General features: G+C 69.5%; 11 protein-coding genes and 6 pseudogenes. 11 read left to right on the top strand and 6 right to left on the bottom strand.

The genetic code is table 11. From position 1 onward, the window contains the following. Nucleotides 1–1,534 precede the first annotated feature (1,534 nt). Nucleotides 1,535–2,707 carry a Fic family protein gene (locus ACWDEN_RS37095; protein WP_450862316.1) on the top strand — a complete coding sequence of 391 codons (1,173 nt, stop codon included), beginning with the start codon at nt 1,535–1,537 and terminating at the stop codon, nt 2,705–2,707. Nucleotides 2,708–2,748: 41 nt separating this feature from the next. On the opposite strand, the gene ACWDEN_RS37090 is transcribed toward ACWDEN_RS37095, so the two are convergent. Next, complete coding sequence (locus tag ACWDEN_RS37090) at nt 2,749–3,009, bottom strand: hypothetical protein (RefSeq protein WP_351607266.1); 261 nt, start codon at nt 3,007–3,009, stop codon at nt 2,749–2,751. A 30-nt stretch (nt 3,010–3,039) separates the two neighbouring features. Here ACWDEN_RS37090 and ACWDEN_RS37085 point away from each other — a divergent pair, with 30 nt between their 5' ends. Continuing rightward, nucleotides 3,040–3,339 (top strand): hypothetical protein, encoded by a 300-nt coding sequence (locus ACWDEN_RS37085; RefSeq protein WP_351607264.1) that lies wholly within the window; start codon nt 3,040–3,042, stop codon nt 3,337–3,339. A 280-nt stretch (nt 3,340–3,619) separates the two neighbouring features. On the opposite strand, the gene ACWDEN_RS37080 is transcribed toward ACWDEN_RS37085, so the two are convergent. After that, the gene (locus ACWDEN_RS37080; protein ID WP_450862313.1) at nt 3,620–4,672 is read right to left on the bottom strand and encodes an aldo/keto reductase; all 1,053 of its coding nucleotides are present in this window, start codon (nt 4,670–4,672) and stop codon (nt 3,620–3,622) included. Nucleotides 4,673–4,775: 103 nt separating this feature from the next. Here ACWDEN_RS37080 and ACWDEN_RS37075 point away from each other — a divergent pair, with 103 nt between their 5' ends. From ACWDEN_RS37075 to ACWDEN_RS37050, 6 genes and pseudogenes are all read left to right on the top strand, one after another. Then, a complete protein-coding gene (locus tag ACWDEN_RS37075; protein WP_450862311.1) occupies nt 4,776–5,405 on the top strand; it encodes a TetR/AcrR family transcriptional regulator C-terminal ligand-binding domain-containing protein in 630 nt (209 codons plus the stop codon). 350 nt (nt 5,406–5,755) lie between these two features. After that, nucleotides 5,756–6,359 (top strand): annotated as a pseudogene (locus tag ACWDEN_RS37070) (transposase); the annotation flags it as partial. Beyond that, nucleotides 6,360–6,509 (top strand): annotated as a pseudogene (locus ACWDEN_RS37065) (IS5/IS1182 family transposase); the annotation flags it as partial. It lies immediately after the preceding pseudogene. Further along, a pseudogene (locus ACWDEN_RS37060) lies at nt 6,479–6,937 on the top strand (ISKra4 family transposase); the annotation flags it as partial. The pseudogenes ACWDEN_RS37065 and ACWDEN_RS37060, both read left to right, overlap by 31 nt. 112 nt (nt 6,938–7,049) lie before the next feature. Continuing rightward, nucleotides 7,050–7,583 (top strand): CbrC family protein, encoded by a 534-nt coding sequence (locus tag ACWDEN_RS37055; RefSeq protein WP_351607252.1) that lies wholly within the window; start codon nt 7,050–7,052, stop codon nt 7,581–7,583. 269 nt (nt 7,584–7,852) lie between these two features. Then, nucleotides 7,853–8,628, top strand: a pseudogene (locus tag ACWDEN_RS37050) (DUF817 family protein). 39 nt (nt 8,629–8,667) lie between these two features. Here the strand turns inward: ACWDEN_RS37050 and ACWDEN_RS37045 are convergent. Together ACWDEN_RS37045 and ACWDEN_RS37040 are read right to left on the bottom strand one after the other, a co-directional pair. Then, nucleotides 8,668–9,086 (bottom strand): annotated as a pseudogene (locus tag ACWDEN_RS37045) (winged helix-turn-helix domain-containing protein); the annotation flags it as partial. A 630-nt stretch (nt 9,087–9,716) separates the two neighbouring features. Then, complete coding sequence (locus ACWDEN_RS37040) at nt 9,717–10,556, bottom strand: SDR family oxidoreductase (RefSeq protein ID WP_351607315.1); 840 nt, start codon at nt 10,554–10,556, stop codon at nt 9,717–9,719. Nucleotides 10,557–10,647: 91 nt separating this feature from the next. On the opposite strand from ACWDEN_RS37040, the gene ACWDEN_RS37035 reads away from it, so the two are divergent. Further along, nucleotides 10,648–11,004 (top strand): winged helix-turn-helix transcriptional regulator, encoded by a 357-nt coding sequence (locus tag ACWDEN_RS37035; RefSeq protein ID WP_450862309.1) that lies wholly within the window; start codon nt 10,648–10,650, stop codon nt 11,002–11,004. 225 nt (nt 11,005–11,229) lie between these two features. Here the strand turns inward: ACWDEN_RS37035 and ACWDEN_RS37030 are convergent, their stop codons facing one another. After that, the gene (locus ACWDEN_RS37030; RefSeq protein WP_450862307.1) at nt 11,230–11,391 is read right to left on the bottom strand and encodes a hypothetical protein; all 162 of its coding nucleotides are present in this window, start codon (nt 11,389–11,391) and stop codon (nt 11,230–11,232) included. Nucleotides 11,392–11,544: 153 nt separating this feature from the next. Here ACWDEN_RS37030 and ACWDEN_RS37025 point away from each other — a divergent pair, with 153 nt between their 5' ends. Further along, nucleotides 11,545–12,015 (top strand): hypothetical protein, encoded by a 471-nt coding sequence (locus ACWDEN_RS37025; RefSeq protein WP_351607244.1) that lies wholly within the window; start codon nt 11,545–11,547, stop codon nt 12,013–12,015. 206 nt (nt 12,016–12,221) lie between these two features. On the opposite strand, the pseudogene ACWDEN_RS37020 reads toward ACWDEN_RS37025, so the two are convergent. Then, nucleotides 12,222–12,809: pseudogene (locus ACWDEN_RS37020) on the bottom strand (sigma factor-like helix-turn-helix DNA-binding protein); the annotation flags it as partial. Between the two features lie 275 nt (nt 12,810–13,084). On the opposite strand from ACWDEN_RS37020, the gene ACWDEN_RS37015 reads away from it, so the two are divergent. Further along, nucleotides 13,085–13,924 carry an arginase family protein gene (locus ACWDEN_RS37015; RefSeq protein WP_450862305.1) on the top strand — a complete coding sequence of 280 codons (840 nt, stop codon included), beginning with the start codon at nt 13,085–13,087 and terminating at the stop codon, nt 13,922–13,924. The last annotated feature ends 444 nt before the right edge of the window (nt 13,925–14,368 follow it).

The raw sequence follows: 14,368 nt of genomic DNA, 5'->3' as shown, positions 1-14,368 counted from the left end.
GCTCCTCCCCATTCGTAGCGGCCTGATCCTATGTTCAACCAGGCAGAAGACGGAAGGCACGATCAAGGTCTTGACCTGCACTTTCCTTGCGCAGAGCAACTACCGGCGCACATCACCTGCGCGTCCTGCAGTTGCCTGCCTGGTCATGGACACCCATCTCGGCGAGGCAGTCAACGGGACGGGGCCGATCACCCAGGCGGCTGACCGCGGGTGGGAAGTGCCACGCTTCCGCCCCGCTGCCCGGAGGGCAACTCCTGACCCTGGCCACTCCGGAGATCGCCGCGCTCGTCCAGGACGGCGCCAACGTCGCCGCGGCATGCCTCGCGGCCGCAGCCTCGTGCCCGGGTGTCGCAAAGGTGCTCCTGTGCACGAGCCGGTCGGCAGACAGGGACGACGTGCTCGCCGTAACCGGGGCGTCCGCCATCCCTCCCGCCACGCTCATCACGGCCCTCGATGTACTCGCCCCCCTCAGCCACCGCCTCCGCCACCCCGACCACGGCACGTGCTGGCTGCGCCCGTTGTCGGTACCCGCCAGCCAGGAGGGCGGAGAAACCCTGGGAGGGCACAGAGCGGGCCGCCACCGCGTTCCCCGCCGTCCACAAGCCCGCCCTGTACGTCCTACACGACCACACCGCCGACGGCTACGCCTACCGTGCCGAACTGACGGCGTACGTCGATGAGCCCGTGCTGTCCGCCGACCCGTTCTGCGGCACGAACTCAAGCTCACCGACAGCTGGTTCGGCATGATCCGCAGCACTCTGTCCGCCATCGCCGCGACGCCCACCGGCCGTACGGCCGGAATGGATCGACCGCGCCGTCCCCAAATACACCGGCCAGCCCGCCCCTCGAATCGCGGACTGGAACTGCGCACACGGCGACTTCCACGCCGCCAACCTCACCCAGGACGCCGCCTTGCTCGACTGGGAGGGCTGGGGACTGGCCCCCGGCTACGACAACGCCCTGTTGTATGCCTACAGGTCGGCGTCGAGTTTGCTGGCGGCGGCGGGGCTGGTCGGCGAGGGTGGCGACGGCAGGGCGCATGCGTGGCCGCTACCGCAGCGAGGGCCTGGGGGGGCTGGTGGACGGCCGGGCAGTAAGGGAGCGGCGGGGGGCGGGCCGATGAGCGGGTGGTCGCGGCGATCAGGCAGGTGCTGAGGGGGCAGCGGGAACGGTCGACGGGCAGGAGGTACACGCCCGCGTGGGCGGCGCAGCGTGCGGTGGCCGCGACCCGCTCGACGAAGCCGCCGGGGGCCGGGGGCGCGGTTCAAACGGGTTCGGGCAACCGATCGGTAATCGGGTTGAACCGGTGCTGGTGGGCGGAGAAACTTGCGCGGTGATCACGGAGATGTCCCCCCGCAATCTGACCTGGGACGAGGTGGATCCCGCCCGTCATCCGTTCGACAGAGAATCGGCGGCGCGGGTGGTGAGATCGCTCAGACCGGCCGGGCGGGTGCCCCGACGCCCCGACGTACCACCGTGTGACCGGGCCCTGCACCAATGGAGCTGGGACGAGGCCAGACCATGGTCCGACGCCATGACGTACGCACTGGCCGAGCACTACGGCCCCTGGGTCGCCGGCTGGCGGTGGGCGCACGACGAAGGGGACTTCGACGGGGGTCCGGTCGGCAGCTGGTGCTGCCCCCAGCACTCGGTCACCACCCCGGACGAGACCCTCGATCGCGTGACCGCGGCGCTGCGCGAGTGGCGTGAGTGGCTGGAGAGCCTGGCCACACGATTCGAGGCCTACCCGCTGGACCTGGCCGACATCGACGACCAGCGGATCTTGTGGGACCGCACCGCCCACAACCTGATCCTGCACGTCACCGACCGCACCGGCTGCGGCAGCGCCTGGTACGGGCACTGCCATCAGGTACTCAGCTGGTTCCTCACCCGCTGGGGCGTCGCGGCCGACGACGCCGAGCACCTGGTGGACCGGGCGATCGGCGGCCGGTTCAAGAGCTGGACCGGCCCCGACCCGGTACTGGTCGAGGACATCGCCGAGCGGCTCGCGGCCTCCGTGCGGCCGCACGCGGACGCCCGGTCCGCCGAGTCGCCGCTGCCCGACCACCTGGAGCGCTGGCTCGCGGTGCGGGAAGCCGTGCCGTGGCAGGAGGCCCAGGACAGCACCGGGGACGGACCAGTGACGCCGTCCCGCGACGGAGCGGCGGAGGAGATCCGCACCTTCGACGCAATCCTGGACCCCGCCCGCGGACAGGGCCTGCTCACCGCTTTGGAGCTGATGCGGGCCGACGCCGCGCGCGGCGCCCGGCTCGACTTCGACCTGATCCAGGGCTGGCAACGACACGTCCTCGGCACGCCCGGGCCGCCGCCGTTGCGCACCTTGGCCGCCTTCGCCAAGGGCGGCCGGGAACGGTACGGCATAGGCCCGGACACCCGCGCCCGCCTCGACGCCTGCCTGGCCGAGAGCGCGAAGGACGCCGCCCGGCCCCTGCCGCTGACCGCCCGGGCCGCGCGCGCCTTCCTCGACGTCTGCTTCTTCCACCCCTTCGACGACGGCAACGGCCGCTCCGCCCTCCTCACCTGCCTCTTCGTCCTGGCCCGCGAGGGTGTGGCGCTCGACGGCGTGCGACTGCTGCGCCGTGTCTCCTTCCAGGCCGACGAGCCGCAGGACGCGCTGGCCCTCGCCCGGTACGTCGATCTCCACCTGCGCGAGACCCGGCGAAGGACCACCGACCCGGCCTCCTGAACGGCCTGTGGCCGCCCCGCTCCGACCGGTGACCCCGGCCGCTACGTGCCACCCGGCCCGGCGACCCCCTCAAACGCCAGCTGCTTCGCGGCGGCCAGGATGCAGTCGCGCGGCACCAAGACCAGGGACTCACCCTCACCGATCGAGACGCCCAGCTCGTTCATTCGCTCCGCCTCCGGCTCGGTCAGGAGATGCAGCCTCCCGATCACAAAGAAGTCGCCGTCGTCCCGCTCCACGACATCCGGGCAGTTGTTCGCTCCGACGGACCCGCGCTCGGCGGGCGTCGATCCGATACGGCGCATGAGGCTCCTTGCGGTGACACGATCGGTGTTATGAACACCAATACGGACTGGACCTACCGGGTGTTCGAGCCGCACGGGTCCGAGGGCTGGCGCCCCTACGGCAGCGACCCCGAACAATGGCACGGCGTGATCACCGCCGCCGACACGGACGAAGGCGCCAAACACGCCATCGGCCGCATCGTCGCCGACCTCATGACCGAATGGGAGAGGACCGGCCTTCACCACGCGATGCACGTGCGCGTCTTCCTCTGGCACGACGAGGCGGGCCAGATGGAGGATGCGGACTTCGTCGTGGAGGTCCGGCCCCGGTCGGACTTCGACACAGCGTGACGGATCAGGACGCTCGGCAGCCGAAACCCGCATCGGCGGCAACCCACCCGCGGGCACCGACACTCTGGATCAAGGGAACCGCAGGTACGCCCACCTGTGGCGGAGATGAGGGCGCCCCTCGGCACCGCGCAACATCTCCCCCACGCAACGAAAACGCCGCCAAGTACAGCTGCGGAGCTAATGGCATGTGATCTACGAAGATCGGCCATGGAGAGAGGACCGACGCGAGGATGCGGTGACCAGTGAACGACACGCCCGCTTCTCCTACTTGACGCCGATGTCATGCAGCAGGCCGCGGCGCGACAACTGGTGGGTTGAGGCGGGCGAAGCCCTCCTGGCGCTGGTAAGGGAAGTACGGGTAGGGCGCTGTCCTGCCGCTCGCCGCGTCGAGTTTCGCCATCTGGTCGGGCGTGAGCGTCCAGCCGATGGCACCGAGGTTCTGGCGAAGCTGTTCCTCGTTGCGGGCGCCGATGATGACGGAGGAGACGGTCGGTCGCTGCAGCAGCCAGTTGATGGCGATCTGTGGAATGTTCTTGCCGGTCTCCTGCGCGATCTCGTCGAGGGCGTCGACGACGCGGTAGAGGTGTTCGTCCTCGACCGGCGGGCCGTAGTCCGCGCTGCGGTGCAGTCGGCTGCTGGCCGGCAGCGGCTGGCCGCGGCGGACCTTGCCGGTGAGCCGTCCCCAGCCGAGCGGGCTCCAGACGAGGGCTCCGAGGCCCTGATCGAGCCCGAGGGGCATCAGCTCCCATTCGTAGTCGCGGCCGATGAGGGAGTAGTAGACCTGATGTGCGACATAGCGCGGGTGGCCGTACTTCTCGGCGATCGCGAGGGACTTCATCGCCTGCCAGCCGGAGAAGTTGGAAATGCCGACGTAGCGGACCTTCCCTGCTCGTACGAGATCGTCGAGCGTGGACAGGACCTCCTCGATCGGCGTGCCGGCGTCAAAGGCGTGCAGCTGGAAGAGATCGATGTAGTCGGTGCCGAGCCGGCGCAAGGCATCCTCGCATGCGGTGATCAGGCGGGAACGAGAGGAGCCCGCATCGCCTGGGCCGTCGCCCATCGGCAGGCTGGTCTTGGTGGACACGATCACCTGGTCCCTGCGGCCTTTGATCGCTTCGCCCAGCACCTCCTCGGAGGCCCCGCCGGAATAGACGTCGGCGGTGTCGAACATGGTGATCCCGGCGTCGAGGCAGATGTCCACGAGACGGCGTGCTTCTTGCGCATCGGTGCTGCCCCAGGCACCGAACAGCGGCCCTTGGCCGCCGAAGGTGCCGGCGCCGAGGCTCAGGGCGGGGACCTTGAGGCCGGATGCACCCAGCCGCCTGTATTCCATGACTGTTCCTCTCTCGTCGCCTACCTGGCTAATGGGCTTGGAGTTCCGTTAGCGTGTCCTCAACATAGCAGGCATGACTGATTAACGAAACTGGAGTCCCGTTATGGGCTTTGAGGGTGCAGATCCGGGGACCGTCCGTCCCGGAGGGCGCACAGCACGGGTGCGGGCGGCGGTCCTGCAGGCGACCGGGGACGCCTTGGCGGAGCATGGCTTTGCGCACCTGGACCTCGCCGACATCGCGCGCCGCGCCGAGGTGGGCAAGACCACCGTCTACCGCCGTTGGGGAACGGTGACCAGCCTGGTGGCCGACCTGCTGACGGACATGGCCGAGCAGTCACTGCCACGGACCGAGACCGGCTCGCTGCTCGGCGACCTCAAAGCCAACGCCCGTCTCGTACAGCGCACCCTGGCCGACCCGCGGCAAGGACCGCTGTTCAAGGCAGTGATCGCCGCCGCCACCTGCGAGGCGAAGACAGCCGAGGCCCTGCACCGCTTCTACGACATCCGCGTCGAGGAGTGGGCACCCTGCGTCCAGCAGGCCATCGACCGGGGCGAGGTGCCCGAGGGCACCGATATCCACGAGGTAATCCGTGCTGTCTCAGCCCCCCTCTACTACCGCCTGCTGACCACCGGCGACCACATCGACGAAGCCGCCGCAGACCAAGCCGCCGAGGCCGCTGCGGCTGCGGCGCGTGCGGGAGCGTACCTGAGGGACGACGAAGGTCGTGCGTGACCGGCTTCCCACTCCGCCGCTGAGCGCGGGCCACCGTGCGTGATCCCAGCGGGCACAGCGTTTCCAGGTCCCTCCGGCCGCTTCAGCGAGCCGGGCTGTGATGTCGTCGTTGTGGCCGAGCATCCGGGCGATCACCGGGCGGGGGCTTGGAGGACGAGTTGGCGGATCGCCGCTGTGCGTCCTGGTCGGGCCGGGAAGCCCAGCACCGAGTCTCTACGACCGAGCAGGTCCCATTACCGGTAACCGGTAGTTCGTTGAATCGGGTGGCGGTGCGGGTTGACGGCAGGTCGGATTGGCCGTAGGCCGTTGCGAGGAGTCAACAAGCTCAACTGCCTTGCTTGGGGCTGAAGATGACTGCTTGTCGTCCGTGTCGGCCCGCGCCGGGGCCGTTGGAGAACTACGTGATCCGGTTCGACGACATCTAGTTCAGCCTGGCCCAGCGGCGAGGGTTTCGCGAGCACTTGACCGGGCTGCTGGCGCCGCGGGAGCGGAACAAGACGATCACCTGCCTCGCAGGTGCGGAACCGGGGGCGGGTGCGGGGATGCCTGGGGTGCAGCGGCTGCAGTTCTTCCTGTCCGAGTCACCCTGGGAGGCTGAGCTGGTCAACGACCGGCGGCTTGAACTGCTGCGCGAGGAGCCGGCGACGGCTCCGCACGACGGCGGGATCATCGTGATCGACGATTCCGGAGACCGCAAGGACGGCACGGCCACCGCGCACGTGGGCAGGCAGTGGCTGGGCCAGTAAGGCCACCTGGTACCTGGCCACCAACCTGCCCCGCCCCCACGCACCCCACGCCACCACCAGCTCGCACCCGCCCGCACCCGCCGACCGACCTCGCCGAGATCGTCCGCCTCCACGGCCTCGGCCGTGGATCGAGAAGAGCGACAAACAGATCAAGGACGAACTCGGCTGGGCCGACTTCCAAGTCCGTTCCGACCGCGCCATCCGCCGCGGCAAGCGGATCGGAGTGCGGATCGCCCGCAACGGCATCGAGTCCAGCGATCGCTTAGGGCGTCGCAGGTAGGTGATCGAACGCACCCTCTTCTGGCTGACCGACTACCGCCGGCTCACTGGGCCGCCGCCCACGCCTTCCACGAACCCGGCACCACCGAGGCCGAGGACTGGTCGGGCCCCGTCTGACCGCGATCCTCTCGGGCCACGCCGTTCGCACCGCCGCCGAGATGACCGCCCACGCCAAACGGGAACACCTGTCAGCCGTCCGGCGCGAGACCCTCGACGCCTGCCATCGCTACCAGACCGGCCACCTCGATGAGCTCCACTACGACACCGCGCTCGACCGGCGGGGCCGATCGCCACCGGCGCGGTGGAGGGCGCCGTCGCCACCTGATCGCCGACCGCCTCGATATCACCGGCGCCCGCTGAGGCCTGCCCGGAGCCGAAACCGTCCTCCGGTTGCGCGCCATCGTTTCCAACGGCGACCTCGATCCCTACTGGCGCTTCCACGCCGCACGCGAACACCAACGCCTCTACCCCGCCCCGGACCAGCAGCGGTTTGGCCTCGCCGCTTGATCACGGGACTCCTTGCGGACAGACTGCGACCCATGAGGTCCACAGGCGTGCCCACCGACACGCAGACCACCCGCGTCGACGCGGCTCTCTCCTTGCACAGGCAGGCTCATCAGTGAGCGCCAACCTGCCCTCCTTCCGCTACCACCCCGAACCCGTCGCAAGCGGATCCATCCGCGAGAGCGCCGAGACCTGCGCCTGCTGCGAGCGCAGCACCGGGTGGATCTACACCGCGACCTTCTACACAGCCCAGGACGTCAACGGGCCGTTCTGCCCCTGGTGCATCGCCGACGGCAGCGCCGCTGAACGATTCGAAGGCGCATTCACCGACTCATACGGGCTCGACGGCGTCAGCGAGGAGACCCTGGAGCACGTCACCCGCCGCACCCCCGGCTTCCACGCCTGGCAGGATCCGCACTGGCTCGTCCACTGCAACGACGCGGCCGCCTTCATCGGCGAGGTCGGATACACCGAACTCGCCGCCCACCCCGACGCACTCGACCAGCTTCGAACCGACCTACGGATCGGCGGTTGGCACGACGCATCCCAGCTCGAGAACTTCCTGACCCACCTCGGGCAGGGCGCAAGCGCCATGCTCTTCCGCTGCACCGTCTGCGGCACCCACCTCGCCTACGCCGACGCTTCATAGCCACGCCCACCCCAGACGCGCCTTTCCCTTCAGCGGATCTGACTCGCGCGCCCGCCACGCCTCCTTGAGCATGACGTTGATCCGCAGGCCGTCTGCCTGGATGACCACCTGTGGGCAGGTCGATGCCCACTGCTCCCCGACGCACAAATCCGAAATGGCTGGGTGTCCGTGAAGCCGAGCAGGCCGTGCGGTTACGGAAACTCAGGAAAGTACTGGTGGTCAAGGGGCGACGAACCGACGGGGAGAGACCTGCGTTCTCTCTTCTCATCATGCCCACTACAAAACCGGCTGCTCCCCCGGCCTCCCAGATCGGCCGGCTACTCGACTTCGCCTGGAACCAGACCCGGGCCTGCGCCTTCGCCCTGCTGTCCGGAGTGACGGCATCGAAACTGCTGCCACGGCTGCCGGTGGCCCGCTACGACCTGCTCGTCGCTTACGGCGTGCTGCTCACGCTGCTGTTCTGGCGGCGCGGCTGGGAGAGCGGACGGGACGTCGCCGTCTTCAGCGCCTGCCACGTCATCGGCCTCGCGTCCGAGCTGGTGAAGGTCTCGCAGGGCTCGTGGAGCTACCCGGAACCAGCCGTGCTGAAGTTCGCGGGCGTCCCCCTGTACGGGGGCTTCCTCTACGCGGCCGTCGGCAGCTACGTCTGCCGGGCCTGGCACCTGTTCGACCTGGAGCTGTGCCGCTACCGGCCACGGGCCGCTGGGCTCCTCGCGGCCGTCACGGCGGGCACTTCCGTACGCTTCACGGTGTGCGGGGTACAGCGGAGCATGCCGCTGGCGCTGTCATTCGTCCTGATCGGCTTCTTCCTATGGGTGGCGGAGAACCTCGCCACTTCTGTGGGCGCCTGGCGTTACCCCTACCAGCTGCACGGCTGGCAGCCGGTCGGCGTCGGCAAGTTCGGCGCCTGGCCTTACTCATCAGCGTCACGTTCGTGCTCGCGGCACTCGGCCGGTCGAGGACACCATCGCCTACCAGGTCCCTCTCCACGTCGCGGCGACCCTCATCCGGGCACGATGCCGTCCAAAGAGACAGAACCAGGTGACGCAGCTGGCTGGTGTTCGGTCCCCGATGCCGGTGTGGGGTCGGTGGCTCCGCCGCACCTGCACCTGTACCTGCACCGAAAGCCCATCTGACGCAGGATGCTCCAGCTCTGTGCCTGGCCGAAGCGCTCGTGGAAGCGCCGGGCGATCACGGTGGCGACCCGAGCCAGCGTCCAGCCCCAGTCCTCCGTCCAGCCGTGCACGGACGGCCCCTTCTCCAGCTCCACCGCCAGCCAGGCCCGCCACTCCGGCTTCATCCGTGACGGAAGCCCGGACGGCCCCTTGGACCGCAGGGCCTCCACACCGCCGTCCCGCCAGCGGGCATGCCGAGAGACCGCAACTCCCACATGACCTGCGGCGGCGACAGCGCTTGCGCACATAACTCGGCGGCCTCGAACCGCACTTGCTCCCGCCGGGCCCGCTGCTCCGCGGTCAGACCACTCCCATCGGGATACCGCATCCCCCAGGCATACACCCACCGCCGAGATCACCGTCACCCCGAACCAAAAACCCTCAGTAGTGCCGACGACGTGGTGGCCGAGACGGTGGAGCGGGCTCTGCGTGACCGCTCGGCAGAGGGCGAGGCGGCGGAAGTCTTGGTTGGGACCGCATTGAACGACGACGACGGCGGAGTTCGTCGAGCGCTGGTGTGTGCAGGTCGGAACATGGGTTGTGGCGGGAGGAAGACGGAGCAATTGTCAATAGTTGTGGATGGAGTGAAGCGTGATCAGGCCTCTGGTTGTACGGATCTCGTCGCGCGCAGGGGACTGCCGTGGACTGGTCGGGAGACATGCGCCTTCAGGCGCGCCGGGCGTCAGGGGACGACCTGCTGTCCTTGGTGATGGCTACTGCCGACGAGCCGCCCGCTTGAGGACACGGAGGTACTCGATCAGATTCTGTCCGTGCCGGCCACGGGCGGGGAGACCACCGCCTGCCTGCTCGCCCGAACCCTGCACGCCGTGCACGAGCGCCCGGACGTGCAGAGCCAGCTGCGGGCTGGGGGGGGACGCGAGCTCGCCGGGCGCGCCCCGCCTTCGCCGACATCCGGTGGTCGCCCGCGCGGGACCGGGCCGGGCGCTGCAGCTTTGTCTCAGCGGAAAGCGGCGATGTTGCGGGCGACCCAGTCGGTGAAGGGGCGCGGGGCGCGGCCGAGGGCGCGCTCCACGTCCGGGCTGATCCGCAGCTCGGACGGGTTCGGGGCGCCGAGGATGTCCAGGGTGTCGTCGGCGAGTTCCGCCGGCACGAACCGGGTCATCGCCACCTTGGCCTCGTGGCGGGTGAGTTCGTGGAACCGCACCGGCGAGCCGAGCGCGGTGGCGATGGTCTCCGCCTGCTGACGCGGCGTGATCACCTCCGGCCCGGTCAGCTCGTACACCCCGCCGGTGTGCCGGTCGTCCAGCAGGCAGTCCACCGCGACCTCGGCGATATCCGCCGGGTCGACGACCGGCACCCCGACGTCGCCGAAGGGCGCGGCGACCGTCGCTTGCATGCGGACGGACTCCGCCCAGGCCAAAGCGTTGGACGCGAAGCCACCCGGCCGCAGGATGGCCCAGTCCAGGCCGGACTCCCGCAACGCGTCCTCCACCGCGCGCATCGAGACCCGCGACGGGCCGAGCGGCCTGGTCGCCACGCCCTGCGAGGACAGCAGGACGACCCGGCGGACCCCACTGGCCGCGGCCAGGCCGATGATGTCGGTCGGCCTGGCTCCGGGGGCGTGCAGGTCGCCGGACAGCAGGAGGAACAGCGCCTGCGCCTCTGCCAGCACGGGAGTGAGGCTCGCTGGCTCGGCCAGGTCGGCCGCCATGTGCCGGACGCCGTCCGGCACCGCCGCCGCGTGCCGCGACACCGCCGTCACCTGCTCGCCCGCCTCGGTCAGGGCACGCGTCAACGGCCGGCCCACATTTCCGGTAGCCCCGGTCACCACGATCACGATCAGCTCCTTGTCCGTTGTGTACTGCGGCAATGACGCTAGGAGAATGGCTTACTTTTCGAAAGGACCTACCTGAAGGTAAGCTCCGGACATGAGGGAAGGCGCGCAGCTGACGCAGGCCGAGTCGGGGAAGCGGTATGAGGTGTTTCACACCCACTGCCCCGCGCGCGATGTACTCAGCCACGTGACCAGCAGGTGGGGCGTCTGGGTGCTGATCTCCCTGCGCGGCGGCGACCTGCGGTTCTACGAGCTGCGCGAGAGCATCCAAGGCATCAGCGAGAAGATGCTCGCCCAGACCCTGCGCGCTCTGGTGCAGGACGGCTTGGTCTGGCGGGAGGTCGAGCCGACGACGCCGCCCCAGGTCACCTATGGCCTTACCCGGTTCGGCCAGGACATCGGCGAGCCGCTCGAGGAGTTGTTCAACCGGCTCGACCGAGGCCGTCGTTAGCTTCCGCTGGCGTGGGTGCTGGTAGCGGCGTGCTGCCATGCCGTGCCGCTCGGCCGGCGGTCGGTGGGCCTTGCACCTCGTGCAAGCGCCGTGCAGTAGGCACACGGACGGGCGGCGTGCGCCGATGTCCGCGGGTCAGGGAACCAACCGGAGCGTCGTACGGGCCGCGCGCGAGCGGTCGAGACAGCCGCAGCCGAACCGGCGCGAGCCTATCCGGCCCACCCTTCAGGGCCGTTCCAGCGCGGGGTCGCCGCCGAGCTTGTCCGCGATCACCTCGTGAAGGCGGTCCATGCCCGTGTCCAACACCTGGTCGACCTTTTGATCGGCCCCGGCGCCGGCGGTCTCCCGGTCGCGCCCCCTGCCTAGTTCGAGACGGCTCCGTAGCAAGCCGAGGCTGCTGGAGGGCCGCTGACTTCACTCCAACGCACAGAATCGACGCAGCGACTGCAGCATGGCACGGAACGCATCAGTGCGTGTTTTGATCCTCTTCTGCCTGCTGGTGGCGGACTGAAACCGACTACCCGAGAGGACCAACACCTGATGTCCATATGGCCTTCGATCGTTGCCGTGCTCGGTACCCTCGCCGGTGCCCTGACCGCCGGACTCCTCCAGCACCGATCGGCACGCACCGCACGGGCCGAGGAGCGCGCCGACAGCCACCGCCAGGACCAGCTCGATGCCGTCACCGACTTCGCGGCCGCCCTGGACGCGCACCGCTCGGCGATGTTCCACCGGGAGCGCCTGGCCCTGACCGAGGCAGGCACCGAGCACCAGCTGGAGGCCCAGACGAGATCCCACGACACCCGGGCGGCAATCACCGCGCCCCACATCCGCCTTCAGATCCTGGTCCCCGAGCTGGCCGGCCCCGCCCAGCAGGCCGCAGATGCCACGTACGCGCTGCGCAAGGCCTCCGACCGGACCGAGCTGGACGCCCGGCGGCACGCGGCCAAGGAAGCATCCGTCGCCTTCATCGCCGCGGCCGCCACGCTGCTGAGCCCCACCAACCGCTGACCGAGGGCAACCACTGCCGCGTCCTGGCCGTCCGACCGTGCCGGTCCCCCACGCCCTGCAACACTCGTACGCTCCCGTGGCGGGTGTTCCTGTATCCCGCCGACATTCCGGACGCCGGTGATCGTGAAGCGCTCCTGAAGGCCGTAAGCAACCGTTCTTGGAGATGACCTACGCAGCCAGCCATTCATGGCACCGGTGTGCTGGCCTCAACGGCTCACGGTGGTCTCCTGCTTCACATGCGAGAGCTTCTCAGGGTTGCGCACGGCGTAGAGGCCGGTGATGAGTCCGTCGTCGATGCGCACCGCCATGACGGTGTGGATCTCGTCGTTGACCCGTACCAGCAGTCCCGGGGCGCCGTTGACCTGTACCAGCTCGATCGCCCTTTCGACGCCGTGCCTGTCCCACCGGGCTGCCAGGCAGCGAGCCACCTGGTAGGCACCCGCGACGGGCCGCAGCAGGGCGCGCTTGACTCCGCCCCCGTCGCTGAGGGCGACCACGTCCGGCGCGAGGATGTCGAGCAGACGCTGCAGCTCGCCGGTTTCAACCGCCTGCTGGAAGGCCTGGATCACGGCCCGGGTTTCGGCCGCGGAGACGGTGCCGCGGGGGCGGCGCGCGGCGACGTGCGCCCGGGCCCGGTAGGCGAGCTGGCACACCGCAGCCGGGCTCTTGCCGACGGCTTCGGCGATCTCGTCGTAGTCCAGGCCGAACACCTCGCGCAGGACGAACACCGCCCGCTCGACCGGCGCGAGTGTCTCCAGCACCAGCAGCATCACCATCGAGACGCTGTCGGCCATCGACGTCCTCGGCCAGCGGCGAGTTCCTGCCGAGCCCCACGCCAAGCTCGCTGGTCCCACCTTCCGGAAATGGCTCGACATCCAACTCTGATACGGCCGCACACCGGCAACCGGTCGGCGTACGACCACCCATGTCCTGTGCTGGTGAGGCTTCACCGAGTGCCGTTGAAGTCTGACCACCGTGCAGTTCGTGTCATCAAAGGTTGAGTGACGCGGCTTGCAGGACGGCCGGGGCGCGGGCATAGGCTACTTTGATCACCAGGGGGGAGATGTTCGTGTCGGGTCTGCACGTAGTCGAGGTGGCGCAGTGGCAGGGATCGGGGGCGGCTACAGCCCCTCGGCTGCGCGAGGGGGCAGTTCGGCTTGCCGAGCTGATTCCTGCAGGTCGGCGGCGCACGGTCCCGCTCGCCGACGGCGTCGGCAAGGCGCGGGGCGGCGTACAGAACGCCGATGTGCTGGAACGGCATCTGCAAGCGGTGCGCGCGGCACTGGCCGAGGTCCCGGCCGGCGACCTCACGGTGATCGTCGGGGGCGACTGCGCGGTCGACCTCGCCCCGGTCGAGGCTGCGCTCTCGGTATTCGAGGACCGGCTTGCGCTGGTGTGGTTCGACGCGCACGCAGACCTCAACTCCCCGGAGTCGTCGCCGTCCGGAGCCTTCCATGGCATGGTGTTGCGTGCGCTCATCGGCGACGGGCCAGAGGGCCTGCGGCCCGCGCGGAGTCTGTCGGCCGACCGCGTGGTGCTGGCGGGCGCGCGGTCACTGGACCCAGGTGAGCAGGACCTGGTCGGGCGCCGCGGCATCCGGCACCTCTGCGTCGAGCAGCTGGCTGGTCCAGGGCCGCTCCTGGACGCGGTGCGTGCCACCGGCGCCGAGGCGGTGTACGTCCACATCGACCTCGACGTCCTCGACCCGCAGATCTTCCCGGCAGTCGGCACCCCTGAGCCCGGCGGGCTCGGCGTCGAAGAGCTGCTAGGGGCAGTGCGGGCACTCACTGACGAGTTCACGCTCGCCGGCGTCGCCCTCACCGAGTACGAGCGGACGGAAGGCGCCGATCAGGAGGAGGCCGTACTTCGGCGGATCATCGACGGACTGTTCCGGCCCGATCAACGCTGAGCAGCCCTTCTGCACTCGCGCTGCCCCTCCGGTTCGAACGCCTCGTCCGGGCCGGACGCCCCCGCTCACACTCCGATGGCACATGTTCAACCTTCAGTGTGACGGGACAGCCCAAGGGCACGACGATTCCCCGCTGACCCGCCTCGACATGCTGCGGTTTGGCTGTACGCGAGTCGCGTCGTCGTTTCGCCGTGACTCCGGGCGTCGCACGGTCGTGCGCGGAGGCGATGTTCGCGACTTCGGGAGACGCCTCTGGCCCAGGGCGTGGTGGTCGGCAACGGCGCGGACATGGCCGACCGCCTACACCCGTGGCCAGCGCTTTTGTCCTCAGCCGGTGACCGGCCTCAGACGCTTGGACCAGGGTCGCCGCCTCCCGAGCGTCCGCGGCCCCTCCCGAAGCCGTGAGCATCCGAGAGGGGCCGGTGTCCTCGGTGCCGCCCGAAC

The sequence above is a fragment of the Streptomyces sp. NPDC001153 genome, from assembly GCF_053598315.1.
The sequence above is the reverse complement of the archived record's forward strand: the minus strand, read 5'-3'. Positions and strand labels throughout refer to the sequence as shown.